18 protein-coding genes, 1 pseudogene and 1 riboswitch are annotated in these 22,161 nt (G+C 40.7%); of the genes and pseudogenes, 12 read left to right on the top strand and 7 right to left on the bottom strand.

The window, feature by feature from the left end; all coding sequences use genetic code 11:
* Positions 1 to 318: 318 nt before the first annotated feature.
* The 3 genes from EKM81_RS03105 to EKM81_RS03095 are packed head-to-tail and all read right to left on the bottom strand — an operon-like array spanning position 319 to position 2,388.
* The gene (locus EKM81_RS03105; protein WP_125648288.1) at positions 319 to 1,248 is read right to left on the bottom strand and encodes a LacI family DNA-binding transcriptional regulator; all 930 of its coding nucleotides are present in this window, start codon (positions 1,246 to 1,248) and stop codon (positions 319 to 321) included.
* A 30-nt stretch (positions 1,249 to 1,278) separates the two neighbouring features.
* A complete protein-coding gene (locus EKM81_RS03100; RefSeq protein ID WP_125648285.1) occupies positions 1,279 to 2,055 on the bottom strand; it encodes a Cof-type HAD-IIB family hydrolase in 777 nt (258 codons plus the stop codon).
* A 36-nt stretch (positions 2,056 to 2,091) separates the two neighbouring features.
* The gene (locus EKM81_RS03095; RefSeq protein WP_125648282.1) at positions 2,092 to 2,388 is read right to left on the bottom strand and encodes a hypothetical protein; all 297 of its coding nucleotides are present in this window, start codon (positions 2,386 to 2,388) and stop codon (positions 2,092 to 2,094) included.
* A 217-nt stretch (positions 2,389 to 2,605) separates the two neighbouring features.
* Positions 2,606 to 2,672, top strand: a riboswitch (Fluoride riboswitch).
* A gap of 192 nt (positions 2,673 to 2,864) precedes the next feature.
* Between EKM81_RS03095 and EKM81_RS03090 the strand changes: the two genes are divergently transcribed.
* From EKM81_RS03090 to EKM81_RS11315, 3 genes and pseudogenes are all read left to right on the top strand, one after another.
* Positions 2,865 to 4,316, top strand: coding sequence for a MutS-related protein (locus tag EKM81_RS03090; RefSeq protein ID WP_125648279.1), 1,452 nt, complete (start codon positions 2,865 to 2,867; stop codon positions 4,314 to 4,316).
* Positions 4,306 to 5,847 (top strand): MutS-related protein, encoded by a 1,542-nt coding sequence (locus tag EKM81_RS03085; protein WP_125648276.1) that lies wholly within the window; start codon positions 4,306 to 4,308, stop codon positions 5,845 to 5,847. Before EKM81_RS03090 ends, EKM81_RS03085 begins: the two co-directional genes overlap by 11 nt.
* 78 nt (positions 5,848 to 5,925) lie before the next feature.
* Positions 5,926 to 6,126: pseudogene (locus tag EKM81_RS11315) on the top strand (peptide chain release factor 3); the annotation flags it as partial.
* 100 nt (positions 6,127 to 6,226) lie between these two features.
* Here EKM81_RS11315 and EKM81_RS03080 read toward each other — a convergent pair.
* The 3 genes from EKM81_RS03080 to EKM81_RS03070 form a co-directional block, all read right to left on the bottom strand.
* Entirely contained in the window at positions 6,227 to 7,237 is a 1,011-nt protein-coding gene (locus EKM81_RS03080) for a MucBP domain-containing protein (protein ID WP_125648273.1), read from the bottom strand.
* Positions 7,238 to 7,270: 33 nt separating this feature from the next.
* Positions 7,271 to 7,549: a DUF1827 family protein gene (locus EKM81_RS03075; RefSeq protein ID WP_125648270.1), complete on the bottom strand. Its 279-nt coding sequence runs from the start codon at positions 7,547 to 7,549 to the stop codon at positions 7,271 to 7,273.
* 592 nt (positions 7,550 to 8,141) lie between these two features.
* A complete protein-coding gene (locus EKM81_RS03070) occupies positions 8,142 to 10,373 on the bottom strand; it encodes an ATP-dependent Clp protease ATP-binding subunit (protein WP_125648267.1) in 2,232 nt (743 codons plus the stop codon).
* Between the two features lie 225 nt (positions 10,374 to 10,598).
* Here EKM81_RS03070 and EKM81_RS03065 point away from each other — a divergent pair, with 225 nt between their 5' ends.
* The 5 genes from EKM81_RS03065 (at position 10,599) to EKM81_RS03045 (ending at position 15,888) form a co-directional block, all read left to right on the top strand.
* Positions 10,599 to 10,793, top strand: a complete 195-nt coding sequence (locus tag EKM81_RS03065) for a hypothetical protein (RefSeq protein WP_125648264.1) — start codon at positions 10,599 to 10,601, stop codon at positions 10,791 to 10,793.
* A 164-nt stretch (positions 10,794 to 10,957) separates the two neighbouring features.
* Positions 10,958 to 11,224 (top strand): phosphocarrier protein HPr, encoded by a 267-nt coding sequence (locus tag EKM81_RS03060; RefSeq protein WP_125648261.1) that lies wholly within the window; start codon positions 10,958 to 10,960, stop codon positions 11,222 to 11,224.
* A complete protein-coding gene (gene ptsP / locus EKM81_RS03055) occupies positions 11,224 to 12,942 on the top strand; it encodes a phosphoenolpyruvate--protein phosphotransferase (RefSeq protein ID WP_125648258.1) in 1,719 nt (572 codons plus the stop codon). The genes EKM81_RS03060 and ptsP overlap by 1 nt, the downstream gene beginning before the upstream one ends.
* A gap of 374 nt (positions 12,943 to 13,316) precedes the next feature.
* A complete protein-coding gene (locus tag EKM81_RS03050) occupies positions 13,317 to 13,787 on the top strand; it encodes a CopY/TcrY family copper transport repressor (protein WP_125648255.1) in 471 nt (156 codons plus the stop codon).
* Positions 13,753 to 15,888 (top strand): heavy metal translocating P-type ATPase, encoded by a 2,136-nt coding sequence (locus EKM81_RS03045; protein WP_125648252.1) that lies wholly within the window; start codon positions 13,753 to 13,755, stop codon positions 15,886 to 15,888. The genes EKM81_RS03050 and EKM81_RS03045 overlap by 35 nt, the downstream gene beginning before the upstream one ends.
* A gap of 249 nt (positions 15,889 to 16,137) precedes the next feature.
* Here EKM81_RS03045 and EKM81_RS03040 read toward each other — a convergent pair whose 3' ends face one another.
* Positions 16,138 to 16,758 (bottom strand): TetR/AcrR family transcriptional regulator, encoded by a 621-nt coding sequence (locus tag EKM81_RS03040; RefSeq protein ID WP_125648249.1) that lies wholly within the window; start codon positions 16,756 to 16,758, stop codon positions 16,138 to 16,140.
* Between the two features lie 138 nt (positions 16,759 to 16,896).
* Here EKM81_RS03040 and EKM81_RS03035 point away from each other — a divergent pair, with 138 nt between their 5' ends.
* The 4 genes from EKM81_RS03035 to EKM81_RS03020 all read left to right on the top strand — a co-directional run bounded on the left by EKM81_RS03035 (position 16,897) and on the right by EKM81_RS03020 (position 22,152).
* On the top strand, positions 16,897 to 17,784 hold the full coding sequence (locus EKM81_RS03035; protein ID WP_125648246.1) for a DegV family protein: 888 nt from the start codon (positions 16,897 to 16,899) through the stop codon (positions 17,782 to 17,784).
* Between the two features lie 539 nt (positions 17,785 to 18,323).
* On the top strand, positions 18,324 to 20,552 hold the full coding sequence (gene nrdD / locus EKM81_RS03030) for an anaerobic ribonucleoside-triphosphate reductase (protein ID WP_125648243.1): 2,229 nt from the start codon (positions 18,324 to 18,326) through the stop codon (positions 20,550 to 20,552).
* Positions 20,539 to 21,126: an anaerobic ribonucleoside-triphosphate reductase activating protein gene (nrdG, locus tag EKM81_RS03025; protein WP_125648240.1), complete on the top strand. Its 588-nt coding sequence runs from the start codon at positions 20,539 to 20,541 to the stop codon at positions 21,124 to 21,126. Before nrdD ends, nrdG begins: the two co-directional genes overlap by 14 nt.
* Positions 21,127 to 21,477: 351 nt before the next feature.
* The gene (locus EKM81_RS03020; protein ID WP_125648237.1) at positions 21,478 to 22,152 is read left to right on the top strand and encodes a response regulator transcription factor; all 675 of its coding nucleotides are present in this window, start codon (positions 21,478 to 21,480) and stop codon (positions 22,150 to 22,152) included.
* Positions 22,153 to 22,161: the final 9 nt, after the last annotated feature.

Below are 22,161 nucleotides of genomic sequence, written 5' to 3'. Positions count from 1 at the left end.
CTCGCTCATGTTTATCTGGCTACGGTCTACATTGCCTCAATTTGCATCTTACTTAAGTAGTTTTCAGACGGACCCTAGTAAAAAATAGCTGCTGAGCTGCTCAACTTTTAAAGCTAAGTTCAAATTAACGGTGAACTTTTAAAGCTTTTTTTCAAAATCTTTCATGGGTGCGACCTGATTCCAATAATTGAGTGCCTTGTCGGAATCATTGGTAAAGTGCATGCCATCTTTAATATTTTTATTGGTCTTAAACTGACAATCATTTCTCGGTGGTGGTGCGATGGATAATTACAGCTAATTTTATCACTCACCGCGAAACTAGCCTCGTTCAATAAATTCGTGAGGAATCATGATTTTGTCTTGGCGGCCTTGTTTAAATAAATCAAAGGCTTGTTGACCACAGCGTTCGGGATGCTGATCAATTGATGAGAAATGCAAAAATTTACCAATTAGTAAGTTATCTTGACTCACGATCAATGGTCGCTTTTGATGGTGGTAACCTGCAATAATACCGGCGGCGATTTCATCACCATTGGTTAGAATACCATCGATTTGTGGCTGTTGTTGAAAATACTGGGCCGCCTGCTGACCGTCTTGTTCCGTGGTGCAATTACGGCGGACATTGGCGATTTTGAAATCAGGTAGTTCCTGTTGGGCAATTTTTAGAGTTAGTTCAGTGCTGGGGCTAATTTGTTCATTGCGACCAACGGTAATGCCAATTTGCTGACAGTGATGGTCACGAAAATAGCGGAAGGCCTGGGTCAAAGCTGCGGCCCGGTCCAAATAAGCACAAGGAATTTTGGGCTCAGGCACATACTCACAGAAAATTAGTGGTCCGTATTTTTCATAGGTAAGAATTGTTTTGAGCGGATTCGACTTGGAAGTAATAATCAGCCCATCATAGGCTTTCGCAGAAAATTCCTCTAAATAGGTCAATTCCACCTGTTTGTTGTAGTTAGTCGGTAACAAGGTCACTTTATAACCGAATTCAAAAGCTCGTGCCATAATACCGTTTGTCATTTTCTCAAAAAAAGGGTTATTCGCATAGGGAATAATCACGCCAATGTTGTGACTGGCGCCGCGGCTTAGATTTTGCGCGAGTTGATTAGGTCGGTAATCTAAATCGGCCATCACTTGGAGAATTTTGGCTTTTTTCTCAGCGCTAACATAGGGATGATGATTTAAAACTCGTGAAATCGTCGAAGTTGAATAGCCGGTTTTTTGAGCAATTTCTCGAATAGTTACCATGAATTTTGCCTCGCTTACGTTATGACCAGTTTAAATTAAATCTAACTGTTGGAGTGCTTGATAAATACCGTCATGCTCATTATCAGCGGTGACTAAATCGGCCACTTGTTTGATTTGTGGTGAGGCATTGCCCATGGCCACGCCAACACCAGCGTCTTGAATCATTTCCAAATCATTCAGAGCATCACCGAAAGCAATCGTGTCCGCTGCGGCAATACCTTCGTGCTTGGCCACCGCCATAATGGTTTCGGCTTTGGAACCAGCACGAGGAATCACATCGACACAGTAAGGATGCCAACGAACGAATTTGAAGGCCGGAAATTCAGCGGTAAAAGTTGCGTCCATGCTGGCGTCAAAAAAGGCTAAAGCCTGATAAATTTCATGTTGTTCGGCAAAGTGGGCGTCAAAGTCAGGCAAGGCTTTACCAAAAGAAGTCATTGCCTTGGTCATTTGTTCTGGAGCAAAATTAGTGAGTCGCTTAATTTCGTGGAGGGTCAGGACCGCCAAATCAATTTTCAAGGCGCGGGCCTGAGTAATCAAATGTTCGAGTACCTGTGGATTCAAATTTTCTTTAACAAGTTGTTGACCGTCAACAAAAGCTGCCGAACCATTACAAACAATGTAGTTCTTAAGTTGGGTTTCCGCAAGAATATCTTCAATGTATAATAATGTCCGCCCAGTGGCAATGGTCAATAAGTGACCTTGTTGTTCAAGTTGGCGCAATGCTGTCAGCGTGCTGGGCAGCGGATGTTTCTGATCATCTAATAAAGTGCCATCTAAATCAAAAGCGATTAATTTTTGAGTCATCTTTTATTTGTCATCCTAATCTCAAATCATTATTTCCTAATTATGGCCTAATTGTTGGGTGTGCTGGCGTAGATATTGCTTTAAATACGGAATCACACCCGTGCCATAATCCACAAAGGTATATAAAATTTTATCATAGCTTAAGCTGTATTTGGTAGTCCAAAATTGGGGACTAACCGGCTCTTCGACGAGTTCGTCCATTGGGAGTCGGCAGTTTAGTTGTCGCAAATTACTAGCGGGATTCTGCAATACCAAAGCATCAGCCGTAAAAGTGACGGTCACATAATAGTAATCCAACCCAAATTGATCAGTCATTTCAATCACCGTGTTCATTTAAAAACCTCCTAATAATAGAGTGTGAGGCGTGACGAACTTTTGGCCATAGCCAGCTGCTACCCCAAGCACATGTTGTAACTTGACCACAGTATAAAGTATGAAACGCATCCCAGAGCAAGCCATAAATTACAATTATTTTAGAAATAAAAAGTCGACTAGCAAACTAATCGAAATATTTGGTCTAGATAGTGAAGCGTGGTATATTAAGGTTAATAAATGAAATGGTGATGACGTTCACCTAATTAATAACAGTGCCTTTGTTTAATGACGTCTGCAGTGACCTAAGAATTTTCTTGGGCTGGTTGCAGAGGTCATTTTTTATTACCGAGAAATAGATCGGTCTTGCAATATCTTGACAGACACTAACTGAATTGACTAAAGGGGGCTGGGCAATGTTCAAAAGTATTTTAAACCGCGAGCAGGCGACGGCAAATACCAAGTAGAAATTTGCGGCTACTTATCAAGATTTACATTTGGATCAGCTATTTGATATCTTTCAAGCGGCCACTCGTCAGTCGATTAAGACGTATTTCTATCAGCCGTTAACGGACTGGTCGGCGATTAAATATCGACAGAACGTTTTCCGAGATTTGGCTGACGTTGCTTGCTTAACAAAAATCCTGCAATTTGAGCGGCAATTTCGATGTCACGATGATTTTATTACTGAGATTGCTTCAATTCACGATAACGAAGTGAAATGGTATGAATTATTGATTATCCAGAAAAGAAATTTTGCCGCGCTACATGATTTGCAACGTACGCTACAAAACAATTCGGTTAAGAGTCAGGCACTGTTAGATTTGGCGGATTATCTCAATCATTACTTACAAGCTGCCGAAGTGACGCATTTACAAGCTGAAATTGACCGCATTTTTGGCACTTTGCAGCAGTTACATTACCGCCTAATTGTTGATGGTCTGAAGATTACGGTTGAAGAGACGACTGGTTTTGAATCAGGGCTAGATGATGCCATTACAACAACCTTTGCTAGTTTATTAGCCACTGATGATCCCGAAATTAATCATGGCAAAATTAAAAAGCCTGAAGGTGAATCGGATCTTAGTAACTTGCAGGCCATGATTTTACGGGCCTTGGGTCAAGTTTTTCCCAAAGAATTTCATGATTTACGCGACTTTTATGAGCAATACATTGGCTATGCCGACGCGACGATTGATCAAGTTGCGAATGAATTGAACTTTTATTTAGCTGTCATTAAAGTTGAACAGCACGTTGCCAAGACCCAGCAGACGACTTTTTGTTATCCTGATTTGGCAGCAACTGGTCAGGATGAACAAGTAACGGCTAGTTTTGATTTGACCCTGGCAGCTAAAAATCATCAGCAAATTGTTACTAATGATTATCTGCTCAAAGCTAATGAACAATTCTTAATTATTTCTGGCCCCAATCAAGGTGGCAAAACGACTTACGCGCGGATGGTCGGGGAGAATTATTATTTATTTACTTTAGGGGTGCCGATTCCTGGTCAGCAGGCCACTTTACATTTGCGGCAACAGGTTTGGACACATTTCGAACGCCAAGAGAATGAGCGGCTTTTAACTGGGTTACTAGCGGCAGATGTGGATCGGATTTGGCAGATTGCCCAAGCTAGCGGTCCCGATAGTTTTGTGATTATGAACGAACTTTTCTCGTCGACAACAGTTGAGGACGCCGAAGAAATGGCCAAAAAAGTGCTATTGATTCTTGAACAACGAGGTGCCCATGGTATTTACGTGACTTTCTTAGAGCAATTAAATACCTTGCCAGCAACCGCGTCCATGATGAGTCAAGTGGTGCCAAATTCAACGACCCGCAGTTTCAAGGTTATCCGCACAGCGCCTAATGGTCGGGCTTATGCGGTCTCATTGTTGCAGGCATATCATTTAACGGCCGCACAAATTAAAGCAGGTGAAACAAATGAAAGTTGACTTATTAGATCAAAGAAATCAGTGGGCAACTGATTGGCAGTTAAGTGAATTGCAACGGGCAACTTACCAGGATTTGGAATTGCAGCCGTTAGTTGATGCTGCCAGTCAGGATGATGATTTTATTGCCAAAATGATGACGAAGAGTTTTTTTGAGCCATTAACTTCGCAACCAGAAATTGCTTATCGTCAGGCAACGTTACAATACGCACTGCAAGAACCAGATTATTTCAAACAAATTTATCAAATCTGTGGTGAGATCGATTATGAGGTGCGCCACCGCTTATGGATTATTGATGAGGAAGCTGCGACTTATTCCTTATCAAGTTCGGTGAGTTTAACCAAGATTTATTTAGGTGGCATTCAGAAAATTATCGCCGCCGCCAAAACAACGACCACATTGTCACCAGCAGTTCAGCAGTTTCAACAACGACTAAATAATATTTTTGGTAATGGGCAAATGGCGGCAATGCTGCAATTACTAAATGATCTAAATAATAATCATTTTTATGGGGTTGAGGGCCACTTGGAGGCGAATTTCAGTACTGCAGTTGGCGAGCGTGAAATTCAGCATGTTAATCATTTCGTTGATCGTTTAACGGAGAAATTACGACTAGGTACGCGTAAAGTAACTTTTGAAATTAATCCCCGCGATGACAATGGTTCTCAGGCTGTGGTACGGCTGGGCAATCGTGCCAGTTTCAAAAGTGCCCAATCAATCATGACTGTTTTTCATATCCTCAAAGCTTTTTTCAATGAATTACGAGCCCAGACGGCGTGGCTAGTTGGGATGACGCAGCTAGCCCAACCCTTAGCCAACCAATTTTGTTACCCCACGATGACGCCGAAGGTCAGTGGTCAAGGTATCAAGAATGTGGTGTTGTTATTAAGTCAGCAGATTTGTCAAGTGATTGGCAATGATCTCGACATAGAATTGGCGCCTTGTTTGGTTATTACTGGCGCCAATCAAGGGGGAAAAACGACCTTTTTACGGGCGTTAGGTCAGGCGGCGTTGATGGCTAATGCTGGGATGTTTGTCTGTGCCACGCAATTGACGTTGCCTGGATACACCAATGTTTGGACTCACTTTAAGCGTGAAGAGGATACTGCTATCGCCAGTGGTAAGTTGGATGATGAGTTGAAGCGAATGGCGACGATCGTTCAACAGCTAGGGCCCCATGATTTAATCCTAATGAATGAATCGTTCTCTTCAACTAATGAGCACGAAGGTTCAACAATTAATTTTGAAGTCACGAAGGGTTTACTGGCACGGCAAGCAACAGTTTTTAGTGTCAGTCATCAATATGAATATACGCAATTACTCAAGCAGGCAACTGATCTGAAACCTGTCTTTATGCGGGCACAACGATCCGATGATGGTGCGCGTTCCTTCCAGATTTTACCGGGACCGGCGCTAAAGACTAGTTTTGGCCTTGATATTTTTCGCAAAAAATTCAAAGCTGAAGCCAATGTTACTGTGCCACTTCTTGAAAAGGCGAACTCAACAATATCAGAGCAAACAACCGGCGATTAAAAGGTAATGATGAATAATCATTGTTATTCTTAGTGAGTCCAAGTGGTTCTTACCCTAGATTCTGGAATTGGTGAGATTGTTGGTGACAGTATCTATGGTGGTAAAGAAGCGGTTGAATTTGAACCGCTACCACAATTTACCCCTAAACTATTTATGGAAGTTGTTAAAACCATGATGAAGCAGAAATATTTCCTTAAAGGGTCCAACAATTGGTTCAAGAAGAGGTCGTCCAGTTGTACAAGACTTATAACAAATGATTATGTTCTTGAGTCAGTTGGCTGTGTTATTTTGCCTTTGATGCCTTAGATTTTATTCAATACTTTAGTTAACAAAAAAGACCAACTCTGACTTTATTAAGCCAATGAGTTGGTCTTTTGCTTTAATCTAAAAAATCTAAATATTTAATTTCGACAAAGTAGCCTTGATCAAGCTGAGCCCACTCACTGCCATTCTCTAAAGTTAGAATTTGCGTGCACATGACTAAAGTACCATTTTTTAAGCGTTGTTCCACAATTTGCCCATAAGGCTGGGTCCATTGCGAAATCGGAAAGTAAGGGCTGGCTTTGATTTTTGCTTGATGTGCTTGATGGTCGACTTGGCTGACCTTAAAGGCTGTCGCTAAGGACAAGGGTGGTTTTGGCGCTTGGGTCATGGTCGTTTCTGTAGGTGTCAAGCTCAGTAACTGGGTATTCAAACTATTGACCCACAGATTGCCGCCCAGATTAAACCAAACTGCGTGATTATCAGCCTGCTTAATCGTTTTAAAAATTTGCCATGTGGAATTGGCCGGCAATTGCCAATCAAGGGCTGCAGTTTCATCAGGGGCTTGATAAGCTGTTTTAGCAACGCGCATTTTAAGGGCATTATCTCGACCAAATGCGAAAGGTTGCTGATTCTGGTTAAGGCGATAGTGAAAGTGTAATTGTTGCACTTCTTGGCTAAAAGTTCCCTGGGTACCTTGATCAGCCCCAATGAAATTGTTTAGGTACGTTGCTAATGGCTGGATTTGATAATGCCGATTTAAATCGCCACGAACGAAGACCGGTGGTACCAATAATTGACCATTTTCATCTTCATGATAAACCATTACTGGTGCGGCAAGTTGTTTGGTATAAATTAAATCAATTCCTTCTGAATTTAAAAGAAAAGTTCGTTGAAAATTGCGAATATTATAAAGTAGGTAGCCGGGAATGGTCCGCCAGGGAATTGACAAGGGTGCACCAAAAGCACCCCAAATTGTTATTTCAGGGTGCAATTCTTGGTTTAGACTGTTTAAATAGTGTACCGTAACAGGAATATCTTTATGTTGTTGCCGCGTCACAGCACCAGTAATAGCTTGAGGCAAGTTAGTCGCTGAAGAGGACGCTGGCGTGATATTTTGTTCGGACATCACACCAAGCCTCCTTTGTAAACTAATTGATGCCTAGACATTGGAAATTGAAATCTCGGCTAAATGATTCCCCTTGATAATTTCTGGTTTCTCTGGCTTTGGTGTAATCAATGTGTCGATCACGAATTCAATTTCTTCGTTGGTAATATCACGGTGTTCGTTTTTCATCAGAATTTCTTGATGGGTTGGTGCTTTCGTGTAAACCACAGTTACATTGCCAAGTGAATATACCTTCACTAATTCTGCGTCGGTACCTTCTAGTTGACTGTGAACTAGGTTGCGGTAGCTGTTGGTAATATCAAAAAGACGCATCTAATCCCTCCAATTCATTGTTCAAAGAGCAAATATACTGCTTTAATTATAGAATAAAAACATTCGTTTTAACAATAAATACGTATGATTATTCCAAATTTTCTAAAAATTTGGGCCGGTATTCAAGAAAGCGAAAATGCTGTTCATCATTCTTCTAAATGCAAACCAAAAAATGTGATAGTGTCGTTGCTTTTTTAATCAGGATGGTTGTTCAGACGTCTTTGCAAAAGGTGACAGCTATTATTTAACAATCACCAAAAATACCAAGAAATCAGAGTTATAACTTATTTAGACAAAATAAGGCCGAACTTTGGTCACGGAGATGTGTGCTCAAAAGACAACTGGTTCCGCTTAACAAAAAAGAGCGTCTGACAAAAGTCGGTCAGCCAGTGAGCATTAACGAAAAATGCCGAACAATTCGTTAGAATTGCTCGACATTTTTGCGTTAAGCGGAACCGGTTGCCTTTTGATAACACGTTTCAGCAACGAAAGTTCGTATTATTTTTTTGAAAATAGACTTGTGTCCCAGACTCTTTTCCATAACTTCGTCAAAACTAACAAATCTTTGTAACCCGCAGCCGCTTTTACAAGTTTAGTTATCGGTCGAATTTGGTTTAGTCGTGGTTGCTTTGGCTTCGTCATCATGACGGGCCTCAGTGATTTTAATCTGATCATTGTCCATCCGAGCTTCCAATTCCTTGGTCTTAGGATGATCTAAATAATAATCAGCAACACGATCTTCAATTTGCTCCTGAATAACTCGGCGTAATGGCCGGGCACCCATAGCTGGATTGTAACCTAAATCGACTAACTTTTCCTTAACTGGCTCAGTGACGTGAATTGATAAGCCCTTATCAGCAATCATCTTGTTGGTATCGACAATCATCAAATCAACGATTTTCATTAAGTTTTCCTTAGAAAGGGAATTAAACTCAACAATATCATCAAATCGGTTCAAGAATTCTGGCTTGAAGAATTCAGTTAATTTATCAACAACTGAATGCGTCTCACCAGAAGCTGCTGCACCAAAACCAACATTAGCTTCAATGTCACCTTGGCCGGCATTAGAGGTCATGATAATAATGGTATCCTTAAAGGAAACGGTCCGACCTTGAGAGTCAGTCAAACGACCGTCATCAAGGATTTGTAAGAACATATGCATCACATCAGGATGGGCCTTTTCAATTTCGTCTAATAAGACCAAACTGTAAGGATTCCGCCGAACTTTTTCAGTTAATTGACCAGCTTCTTCATAACCAACATAACCAGGAGGCGAACCAATCAACTTAGACACACTGTGTTTCTCCATGTATTCACTCATGTCAAAGCGAATCATCGCATCTTCAGAACCAAAGAGTTCTAAGGCCAATTGCTTAGCTAACTCAGTTTTACCAACACCAGTTGGCCCAACAAAGAGGAAGGAACCAATTGGACGACCGGACTTATTGAAACCAATCCGATTCCGCCGAATAGCTCGTGCTACTTTATCAACGGCTTGGTCTTGACCAATAACTTTGGCTTCCAAGTCATCTGATAAGTTCTTTAACTGTGCTTGTTCTTGAGCTCTTAATTCGCCGACTGGAATATGTGTTTTCTCTTCGACGATTTTTTCCATATCTTTTTCAGTGATTTCTGGTCGATCACCAGATCCGCTGCTTTGATTTGACTTCATCTTTTGTAACTTTTCGATTTGGTCACGGAAATAAGCCGCGCGTTCATAATCTTCTTGTTGCAAAGCTTCTTGCTTTTGAGTTTCAGCAGATTGAACTTTTTCATCTAAGACTTTGGGATCAATGTCGTTTAAAGTTAAGTTCTTCTTAGAACCGGATTCGTCTAACAGGTCAATGGCCTTATCTGGTAAGAAGCGGTCTTGAATATAACGGGCCGATAGGGTGACAGCTGCTTTGATTGCGGCATCAGAGTAATGAACATGATGATAATCCTCATACCGTGATTGTAACCCATGTAAAATTTTAACGGTTTCGGCAACTGATGGTTCATTGACGGTAACTGGTTGAAGCCGCCGTGCTAATGCAGAATCCTTCTCAATAGTCCGGTATTCATTAAGTGTTGTCGCCCCAACTAATTGGAGTTCACCACGAGCCAAGGCTGGCTTTAACACATTACCGGCGTCCATGCCACCTTCAGCGTTACCAGCGCCGACGATTTCATGAATTTCATCAATGAAGAGGATAATGTTAGGATTCTTTTGTAATTCTTGAATCATTTGTTGCATTCGTTGTTCAAACTGACCACGAACGCCTGTACCTTGCACTAAAGAAACCACATCTAAACGGATGATTTCCTTATTTTGTAATTTAGCAGGCACATCGCCGTTAACGATCTTTTGTGCGAGGCCTTCAACAACGGCTGTTTTACCAACACCAGCTTCCCCAATTAAAACGGGGTTATTCTTCGTCCGCCGATTTAAGATTTCGATCACGCGGGCGATTTCATTATCACGACCAATAACTGGATCGATTTTACCTTGACGGGCCTGATCAGTTAAATTAACGCCGAATTGAGCTAAGACACCATTACCGCGGCGCCCACCACGGCCGTCTTGGCCTGGTTGTGCTTGTTGCGCACGCTGCTGTTGAAAAGCAGCATCATTGTTAGGTTGTTGTCCCATGGCATTAAAAATGTCATCGAGACTCGAGAAACCAAAGGGATCTTGGGCCATTGTTGACTCACTTCCTTGTCCAACTTGATTTTTAAGCTGTTGATAACAATTCTGACAAAGATCAATCTCACGACGCTGACGATTAACAGTCGCATAGAGATGGATCGTTGCTTCATTCTTATGACAGTTCTGACAGAGCATTAAATAATCACACCTTTCTGGATGTGTTTCATCGACAAACCAACGGGTCTAAAAGTTTGACCTTTTTTGACCTTGTGCCATCATTATAGCTTTAGCACTCTATCATGGCAAGTGCTAAGACTTGTAATTTTGAACAAATTTTTTTAAACTTTAATCAGCAGGTTGAACAAGGACCTACTGGATTAATTCCTATTTTAACTTTTTTATTAGTAAAGGGGCAAAGAAATGGCTTTGGATTATCATCAACTTATTGCCGATTTAATCGCTGGTAAAATTGACCAACTTTCCGTGCCACCAGCTGATTTCATGGCCTTTCGTGACATCTGGCAGGATCTACCACAACGGAAGGAAATTATCGGTAATGCCCAGCGAAATGGCACGATTATCTATCACTTCAATGTAAGCGGTAACCATCAGTGATAAAGCAGAATTTCGCCGTTTGATTATACGAAAATTCTTGTAGTCTGTGGCAAAAAATGGTAGCATTTAACTTGAAGCAAACAGTAGGTGTTTTATATACTGTTTAGCAGTTGAGTCTGATATGATTCAACCAAAATTTTTTAATTAAAAAGGAGTTCATTATCATGGAAAAACGCGATTTTCACATTATTGCTGAAACTGGTATTCATGCTCGTCCAGCAACACTTTTAGTTCAAACAGCAAGCAAGTTCAACTCTGACATCAACCTTGAATACAAAGGCAAGTCAGTTAACTTGAAATCAATCATGGGTGTTATGTCACTTGGTGTTGGCCAAGGCGCTGATGTGACAATCTCCGCAGAAGGCTCCGATGAAGCTGATGCTATCAATGCTATCCAAGAAACAATGAAGAAAGAAGGACTTTGCGACTAATGACTAAGACCTTGAAAGGGATTGCGGCTAGTGATGGTGTTGCAATTGCTAAAGCCTATCTCCTTGTTCAACCTGATCTGTCATTCTCAAAGTCTGCTGTTGATGATGTAAACAAAGAAACTGATCGTTTGCAGAACGCCATCGACAAATCTAATTCCGAGTTACAACAAATTCGTGATATTGCTGCCAAAAGCTTGGGTGAGGAAGAAGCCCAAGTTTTTGATGCACATATGATGATTTTGGCAGACCCTGAATTCACTGGTGCCGTCAAGCAAAAGATCGAAGAAGAAAAGGTCAATGCTGAGTCAGCATTGGACGAAGTGTCGACAAACTTCATTAAAATGTTTGAGGCAATGACAGATAACCCTTATATGCAAGAACGGGCTGCTGATGTACGCGATGTTACCAAGCGGATTATGGCCCACTTGTTAGGGGTTACGTTGCCAAATCCTGCCTTAATCAATGAAGAAGTTATTATTGTGGCACATGATTTGACGCCGAGCGACACTGCTCAGTTGAATAAGAAGTATGTTAAAGCATTTGTGACTGATATTGGCGGTCGGACTGCGCACTCAGCTATTATGGCTCGTTCGCTGGAAATTCCCGCAATTGTTGGTACAGATACTGTTACAAAAGATATTAAAGAAGGTCAAAAGGTTATTGTCGATGGCAATACCGGTGATATCGTGGTTGACCCAACGACTGCTGATGTTGAAAAATATCAGAGTTTGGCTAAAGAATATGCTGCGCAAAAAGCTGAATGGGCTAAGCTTCGTAACGAAGCAACCGTCACAGCTGATGGCAAGCATTTTGAATTAGCTGCTAATATTGGGACACCAAAAGATTTAACTGGTGTGTTAGACAATGGCGCTGAAGCAATTGGCTTGTATCGGACTGAATTCTTGTACATGGATTCGGCTGAATTGCCAACGGAAGATGACCAGTTTGAAGCATATAAGGCTGTTATTGAAGGTATGAACGGCAAACCTGTCGTCGTTCGGACCATGGATATTGGTGGTGACAAGCATTTACCATATTTGCCATTACCAGAAGAAATGAATCCGTTCTTAGGTTACCGGGCAATTCGGATTAGCTTGGATCGTCAAGATATTTTCCGGACTCAGTTGCGGGCATTGTTACGGGCTTCAGCTTTTGGTCATTTACGGATTATGTTTCCAATGATTGCAACTTTACAAGAATTCCGTCAGGCTAAAGCGATTCTTCTTGAAGAAGAAGAAAAACTAGTTGCTGCGGGCGTTAAAGTTGGCAAGTTTGAAGTTGGGATTATGATCGAAATTCCAGCTGCTGCAGTTTTAGCTGACCAATTTGCTAAAGAAGTTGACTTCTTCAGTATTGGTACGAACGATTTGATTCAATACTCCATGGCTGCTGATCGTGGTAATGAGCATGTTTCTTACTTGTACCAACCATATAATCCTTCAATTTTGCGTTTGGTTAAGCACGTGATCGAATCAGCGCATAAAGAAGGTAAGTGGGCTGGTATGTGTGGCGAGGCCGCTGGTGATCCAATCATGGTACCGTTATTAGTTGGCTTAGGTCTTGATGAGTTCTCAATGAGCGCTACTTCTGTTTTGAAAGTTCGTTCTTTGATGAAGCGTCTAGATACTAAGGAAATGGCTAAGCTTGCTGAAAAAGCTGTCACTGAATCATTGACTAATGATGATAACATCAAATTAGTTAAAGACAACGTTAAATAGTTGAATAAACCATAAAAGTGCTAAGAGATTTTTTCTCTTAGCACTTTTTTGTGTTGTACTTTCGTAAGTTAAAAAAGGTTAGTGAAGGTGTCAAAGCAGAAAGGCGTCTGACCGCATTCCACGCCCGCTTAATCGCCCAGCCACCACCAACCCAAATTGGGGAAGTCTTGGCACAATTTATGTTTCAGACAGATAAATCGCTGGATCCCTGCCGTCATCTAACTAGGGAGCAACTTTGATCGAACAAGTGATTTTAACAAGAAGTTCATTTTCTAGCTAAAGTTTACAAATGTCATTAAAAATCAGGCAAAGCAATTGACAAAATTAATTTACAAATGTAAACTTTACTCATGAAAGCAAAGGAGTCGGGTAATATGACACAAACAAAAAATAATAATCATGAAATTACGGCATCTGAATGGGAAGTCATGCGAATCGTTTGGACCTTATCAGGCGCAACTAGTCATCAATTGATCGCATCATTAAGTGAGAAGATGGCTTGGCAGGAATCAACTATTAAAACTTTAATTCGACGCCTCGAGGAAAAGGGGTTCTTGAAGCGTGAAGGAACCAGTCGTCCTTTTAAGTATCTAGCGACTTTGTCAGAACAAGAGGGTATTAATTTACAAGTCGACCGGTTGTTTGGTAATCTATGTGCGATGCATATTGGGCCAACTTTAATTAGACTAGTCAAGCAGCATCAATTAAGTCAGGCCGATTTAGCATCATTAAGTACAGTAATTGCAGAGAAAGCATCAACAGCACCGGTTAAGGTAGCATGTGATTGTTTAACTGATTGTCAAATGGAAGATGATGGGGGATGTCAACATGACCAAGCAAAATGAAGCGCATGATTCATCAAAGATGACGTCAGCTGAAATGCCGACTAATATGGATCATGAACAAATGTCAGGGATGGATCACAGTCAAATGGACCATGATGATACCATGTCTGGCGATATGATGATGCATGGTGGGCACATGATGCATATGGGAAATCTGAAGAAGAAGTTTTGGATTTCTGTAATTGTTGCAATTCCCGTGCTATTATTTTCAACACTGATGGGGTTAGATCGGACAATTTTACCGGCATTTCCAGGATCTAATTGGCTGGTGTTAGTAGCTGCTAGCGTGTTGTTTTTCTACGGTGGTTGGCCGTTTCTTAATGGTGCTTACTATGAATTAAAAGAGCGTAAGCCTGCCATGATGACCTTGATTGCTTTAGGTACTTCGGTAGCATATTTTTATAGTCTGTACACTTTCGTTCAACGGACTTTCTTGCATAATCAGCAAGTCATGGATTTCTTCATGGAATTGGCAACGTTGATTTTAATTATGTTGTTAGGTCATTGGCTGGAAATGAATGCGATTACTAATGCTGGTAGTGCACTCCAAAAAATGGCTCAGTTGCTTCCTGGTGAGGCTCACGTTCAGCAAGCCAATGGTAAAACAGTCGATCGGCCTTTATCAGCAATTAAAGTTGACGATCTATTGATCGTTCGCGGTGGCGAAGCCATTCCTGCTGACGGTAAAATCATTGCCGGTAGCAGTCAAGTGAATGAGTCTTTGGTGACTGGTGAATCACGTGCAATCACTAAAAAAGTAGCTGACCAAGTGATCGGTGGTTCAACTAATGGTGATGGCGTGCTGACAATTAAGGTTACTGGGACTGGCGAAAGCGGCTATTTAGCACAAGTAATGAAATTAATTGGCCATGCTCAAAATGATAAGTCACGAACGGAGACAATTGCCGATCGCGTGGCTGGCTGGCTCTTTTACTTGGCTTTGATTTTTGGGATTGGCGCTTTGATTTTTTGGTGGATCAATGCTGATTTTGCGATGGCGCTGGAAAGAATGGTGACCGTTTTAGTCATTGCCTGTCCCCACGCTTTAGGCTTAGCAGTACCATTAGTTGTCGCACGTAGTACTTCAATTGCGGCGGCTAACGGTCTCTTGATTCAAGAACGTCAAGCCATTGAAAATGCCAAAACAATTACCCATGTTTTTATGGATAAAACTGGTACTTTAACTGAAGGTAAATTCACTTTAAATGAAATTCATAGTTATCAAACGGATTTAACTGATCAAGCAGCCCTTACTTTAGTGGCAGCGCTAGAACAACATAGTAGTCATCCCATTGCCACTGGTGTGTTAGCTGCTGCCAAACAACAGCATTTATCAATCCCAGCAGCAACTGCAGTTCAGACAATTAAGGGTGTCGGCTTAACTGGCCAAATTTCTGGGCAAACTTATGCTATTGTTACTGCCGATTATTTACAAAATCAGCAAATTTCGTTTGATCAGACTGAATTTGACCAGCTAGCAAGTCAAGGTAACAGTGTGAGTTATTTACTGAAAGATCAAACGATTATGGCTATCTTTGGTGCCGGTGATCAAATTAAGCCTTCTGCTAAGGACTTCATTGCTGCCCTTAATAAAATGAATATTACGCCGGTGATGTTAACTGGTGATAATCAGGCCACTGCAGCTAAAGTCGCTGCCAGCTTAGGTGTCACTGAATATCGGGCGCAATTATTACCAGAAGATAAAGAAAAAGTTGTTCATGAGTATCAAGAACAAGGTCGCCATGTCATGATGGTTGGGGATGGCGTCAATGATGCGCCTGCATTAGTTCGTGCTGATATTGGCGTTGCCATTGGTGCTGGTACTGACGTGGCAATCGATGCGGCAGATGTGATTTTAGTTCACAGTGATCCAGCCGATATTTTAAACTTCCTTAATCTAGCTCGGGCCACTAACCGCAAGATGATCGAGAATCTCTGGTGGGGTGCTGGCTACAATATTATTACAATTCCATTGGCTGCCGGCGTCCTAGCTGGTGCTGGTATTATTTTACAGCCAGCAGTAGGTGCAGTTATCATGTCACTGTCGACAGTCGTGGTTGCATTGAACGCCATGACGCTACACTTAAAACGAATGAGTTAGTTAGGATGACGCAGCTGGCAAGTAGAACCAATCAGTTGTAGGTGTGTGAGTTCATGTTTGAATATGAAAGTTGAATAAAGTTTTAACAACCGAAAAAAATAGTTAGCGTAAATAACATAGCCAGTGTGGTACTCTCTGATTTTCTCAAAGAGATTGCCACACTGGCTATGCTTGTTTTCTGATTTGATTTCTATGTACAGACGCTTTTGTTCAGGATCTGAGCTAGCCAAAAAATGATCATCCACGAATTTAGTTATGGCTATTGGCTGATGTTGGTGCTGGTTGGTTTTCAATCACAATATTAGCTTTAAGAATGCCCGTTAGCACAGTCTTAGCATCGCGGCGGACAACTTCGCTACTAATATCTGCAGCTTGGGCTTCACTCATAAAGGCCCACAGACTATTACAAATAAAGCCACTTACTTGTTTGATAGAGTATTTGGGTTTAATGATCTGATGCCGGTGCATGATAACTTGCTCAACATTACGAACGATGTAACTATAAAACATATAATACAAATAAGGATTTTTATCGATAGTTGTGTCTGAAAGCAATGACATATTCTCATTATAAAGATTTAAAATACAATCCAATAAATTACAGAAAGTTTGAATCGTTTCGTTGGTAGGATTATTTGCTTGCTGACGCTGGCGATAGTCTTGAGTGGCACTAGTCAACATTTCAGCAAACATTTCGTCAACTAAAGCGAATTTATCATTGTAATGGGCGTAAAAAGTTATCCGGCTAATATCAGAGTGCTGACATAATTCGGTGACAGTAATTTGTTCGAAAGGTTTTTCGGTCAAAATTTCGATCAGGGCTTGTTTCAAGTAGCGCTTGGTTTTACGAATTCGTTTATCTTCAGCCATAATTATACACTTCACTATTTCTGTATAGGTAACTAACTAATTCTTAATAATGTCAATTGTTTCGCTTTCACATAAATGGTATGATTTTAACGCGTATTATATTATCTGTCAAATTGTTAGTTATTTCTGGAGGTTATTATGCAAGATTATATTTTAAGTTGTTGTTCCACTGCTGATTTAAGCGCAGAACATTTTGAAAAAATGGATATTCATTACGTTTGTTTCCATTTTTCATTGGATGGCAAGCAGTATTTGGATGACTTTGGGCAATCAATTTCCTTCAAAGATTTCTATGGGGCCATGGCCAATGGTGCTACTACAGCAACTTCTCAGGTTAATGTTGAGGAGTTTGTCGATTATTTTACACCGTTTTTGGAGGCAGGTCAGGATATTCTTCATGTTTCCCTATCTTCTGGACTTTCCGGCGTCATTAATTCTGCTAATATTGCTAAGGGCATTTTAGCAGAGCGGTTCCCTGAACGTAAAATTTATATTGTCGATTCCTTGGGCGCTTCATCAGGTTACGGCTTGATCATGAACACCTTAGCCGAGAAAAAAGCTGCTGGAATGGACCTTGATAGTTTGCATAATTGGATTGAAACTCACAAATTAGAAATGAATCATTGGTTCTTCTCAACAACGTTAGAATATTATATTAAAGGTGGTCGTATTTCTAAAACGGCTGGTTTTGTCGGCTCCTTATTAGGCATTTGTCCACTATTAAATATGGATGAAAATGGTAAACTGATTCCTCGGGAAAAGATTCGCGGTAAAAAGCGAGTTATTAAGAAGATTGTTGATCGGATGGCTGAACATGCTGAAGGCGGTTTGGATTATAGTGGTCGCTGTTATATTTCAAATGCCGATTGTTATGAGGACGCCAGAGCTGTCGCTGATTTGGTAGAGGAACGGTTTACGAAACTTGCTGGTCCTGTTGAAATCAATCACGTCGGGACAACAATTGGTAGTCATACTGGTCCAGGAACAGTCGCTTTATTCTTCTGGGGTGATTCTCGTCAAGCTTAATTGTTGGTCTCTGATCCACTACAGAGCGTAGCAAGCGGCGGTTAGCCAGCAATCATTAACGTAAATTGCCACACAATTCGTTAGAATTGTGTGGCAATTTTGCGTTAAGCGAAACCGGTTGTCTTTTGAAAACACGTTTTGGCAATGAAAGTTCGTATTATTTTTTTGGAAAATAGACTTAGGTCTCCGACTCCTTTTTTTCTTTAAACGGAATCAGCTATCTTTTTAAGACGTGCGTCAACAGTTAAAACTCATTATTATTTTCGATAAAATAATTTATCTCGCAGTCTCATTTTTGCGTTATTTGTTGCTGTCGGATTATTCTAGGTTGGTGCAATTGATAAAAAATTTTGTAAATATTCTTCTTGATAGATTTCACCTTGTGTATAAGTGGTCTAAAGTGAGTTGACACCGAAAACGACTGACTACTATATCTGGTATTTTTATACGAAATTTATTCTCTTGTGTACTAGGTATTGTTGCTAATCTTTTTTAATTCGGTAGAATATAGTACATAGGAATTGAATGGAGTGACGAGGATGGACCAATTAAAAACACCAACTGAATTAAAACTCGCAACGATGCGCGTGATCAAACGTGACGGTCGGGTGATGAGCTTTGAACCAGATAAAATTATCCAAGCAATTACTAAAGCAGCCAATCATTGTGCTACTGATGATGGTTTCGATATTAGTTTAGCGGTTCAAGGGGTCGTTGATGATGTTGTGGCCGAAATCAGTCAACGTTTCGCGCAAGATGTGAAAATCTATGAGATTCAAAGTATTGTGGAACAGACTTTATTAGATCACCACCTTTATGAAATCGCCGAAGAATATATCAATTATCGAACACAGCGTGATTTTGCTCGTAGCCAGGCAACTGATATTAATTTTACAATTAAGAAATTGTTGAATCGTGATGCAACCGTTGTCAATGAAAATGCCAATAAAGATAGTCAAGTCTTTAATACACAGCGTGATTTGACTTCAGGAACTGTCGCCAAAGCGATTGGGTTAAAAATGTTACCACCACAAGTGGCTAATGCCCACTTGAAGGGGGAAATTCATTGGCATGATTTGGATTATCAACCATATAGTCCGATGACGAATTGCTGTTTGATCGATTTTAAAGAAATGTTGACCCATGGTTTCAAAATTGGCAATGCTGAAGTTGAACCACCACATTCAATTCAGACGGCAACCGCTCAAATGGCTCAAATAATTGCCAATGTTGCTTCAAGTCAATATGGTGGTTGTTCTGCCGATCGGGTTGATCAATTGTTGGCACCATTTGCCGAAAAGAATTATCAAAAACATCAATCTGAAGCTGCAGAATGGATCGACGAACCAGAGCGGCGGCGGGAATATGCTTATAAACGGACTAAAAAAGATATTTATGATGCCATGCAGGCGTTGGAATATGAAATCAATACTTTATACTCATCGCAAGGTCAAACACCATTTACGACCCTTGGCTTTGGTTTGGGTACCAGTTGGATCGAACGCGAAATCCAAAAATCAATTTTAAAAATCCGAATTTTAGGTTTGGGCAAAGAGCAGCGGACAGCGATTTTTCCTAAATTAGTTTTTACAATCAAACGGGGTTTGAATCTTAATCCTGATGACCCTAACTATGATGTGAAACAATTAGCCATTGAATGCGCCACTAAGCGAATGTATCCTGACGTTTTGAGTTATGACAAGATTGTTGAATTAACAGGTTCGTTTAAAGCACCAATGGGCTGTCGTAGTTTCTTGCAAGGTTGGCGTGATGAGCAGGGCCGTGAAGTAAATTCAGGGCGAATGAATTTAGGCGTAGTGACGTTGAATTTGCCACGAATTGCTTTAGAAACGAAAGATGATCAAGCTAAGTTCTGGGATATTCTGGAGCAAAGGCTAGATATTTGTCATGAGGCACTGTTATTTAAAGTTAATCGCGCAAAACAGGCTCATCCTTATAATGCACCGATCCTTTATCAATATGGTGCTTTTGGCAAGCGTTTGGGTAAAAATGATGATGTTGACGAATTATTTAAAAATAGTCGTGCCACTGTGTCATTAGGTTACATTGGTCTTTATGAAGTCGGTACCGTTTTCTATGGTCCAGCTTGGGAACACAATCCTGAAGCAAAAGCGTTCACAATCAAAGTTCTGAAAAGTCTCCATGACCATTGCCTAACTTGGGAGCAAGAGTCGGGTTATCATTTTAGCGTTTATTCCACACCTTCAGAAAGCTTAACCGATCGTTTCTGTCGCTTGGATACAAAGAAATTTGGTAAGGTTAAGGATATTACTGATAAAGAGTACTATACAAATAGTTTCCATTACGATGTTCGTAAAAATCCGACTCCTTTTGAAAAGCTTGATTTCGAGAAGGATTATCCCAAATATACTGCTGGTGGGTTTATCCATTATTGCGAATATCCTAATTTAAAACAAAATCCCAAGGCGCTTGAAGCAGTTTGGGATTTTGCCTATGATCGAATTGGCTATCTTGGCACCAATACACCAATCGATCAATGTTTTAAGTGTGGTTTTAAAGGCGAGTTTGTACCAACTGCTAAGGGCTTTAAGTGTCCTCAGTGTGGGAATGCTGATCCTGCTAGCTGTGATGTTGTCAAGCGCACTTGTGGCTACTTAGGTAATCCTAATCAGCGACCAATGGTTCATGGCCGGCATGAAGAAATTATCTCGCGGGTGAAACATTTAAGTTTTAGCAATAATCAAGTTGCCAATCAGCCACGGGAAGGTGCACATGATGAAGATTAACGTGCAGCCATTACCGAAAAAACCGGCGCCACAGGAATGGCAGTCCCAAGATTTAAGCTTACAATACGTTGCCGATTATAAACCATTTAACTTTGTTGACGGTGAAGGAGTTCGTTGCAGTCTCTATGTTTCTGGTTGTAAGTTTGCTTGTCCAGGTTGCTATAATGTGGCGGCCCAGAATTTCCACTATGGCCAACCTTATACAGCTGAATTGCAAGAACAGATCTTAACTGATTTGAGTCAAAGCTATGTGCAAGGCTTGACCTTGTTAGGTGGCGAACCGTTTGTTAATACGCAGGTTTGCTTACAGTTAGTTGATGCTATGCATGAACGTTTTGGCAATACAAAGGATATTTGGTCTTGGACTGGCTATACTTGGGAAGAATTACAGCAAGAAACAGCTGACAAAAAAGAGCTGCTAAGCAAAATTGATATTTTAGTGGATGGTCGTTTTCTGCTGGCTAAAAAAGATTTGACGTTGCAGTTTCGTGGCAGTAGTAATCAACGGATTATTGACGTACAACAGTCATTAACCCAAGGTCAAGTTGTGCTTTGGGATAAACTTATTCGTTGATCAGCACAATTAAAATCAGCATCTGGCCAAGGTCGGTTAGTCACTGAGGGTTAACGCCATGGCAATGAAGTCAGGTTATTTTGTCATAAAAATTGCTCAATAATCCTAATTAACTGTCTGACAGTCTCTGAGTTTATCTAGAGAGATTGCCAGACAGTTTTTTTACGGCCGCTAATGAATATGCGGTGCCATAGTTAACTAACACGTTGATGTTGTGGGTTTAAATTAGGCGTGCTTGGCAGTCAGACTATTTTTGGTGGTGGTTTCGCAAGCAGTGCCACTGGACTGATTGTTTTTTTAACGCAAAACCTTTAACATGAAAGAAAGAAAATGAACCTTGGAGGTTTTTCCATGTTTAAAATTATGATTGTCGAAGACGACCAAACAATTGCTAAATTAATTGCGGAAAATATTGAAAAATGGAACCTCAAAGCTTATGTTATTCAGCACTTTGAGCAAGTAATGACTGAATTTGTCCATGAAAAGCCGGATTTGGTTTTGATGGATATCAACTTGCCAGTTTTTGATGGCTTTTACTGGAATAAAAAAATTCGTGAAACATCGCAAACACCGATTATTTTTATTTCCTCACGCAATACCAACATGGATATGGTGATGGCCATGAATATGGGAGCCGATGATTTTGTGAATAAACCTTTTTCAATGGAAGTTTTATTGGCCAAAATCAATGCCTTGTTGCGGCGAACTTATAATTATCAAGATTCAAATGCGAACTTCTTGGAGCATAATGGGTTGAAGCTTAATTTGCAAAATGGCGATGCACAAATCAACGGCCAAGAGATTGCATTATCGAAAAATGAGTATAAATTATTGCAGTTTATGATGCGGCAGCACGGCAAAATCATTTCTCGCGATCGTCTCTTGCGGGAGTTATGGGAAGACGAACGGTTTGTTGACGACAACACGCTGACAGTTAATGTCAATCGTCTCCGTCGTAAAATTGAAAAAGCTGGTTTAAAAAATTATATTGTAACTAAAGTTGGCCAAGGCTACTTGTTACCATAAGTGGGTGGC

This window comes from Lapidilactobacillus gannanensis (assembly GCF_003946675.1).
Classification (GTDB): Bacteria; Bacillota; Bacilli; order Lactobacillales; family Lactobacillaceae; genus Lapidilactobacillus; species Lapidilactobacillus gannanensis.
Note: the sequence above shows the minus strand (reverse complement) of the source record. Positions and strands in the feature narration are given on the sequence as shown.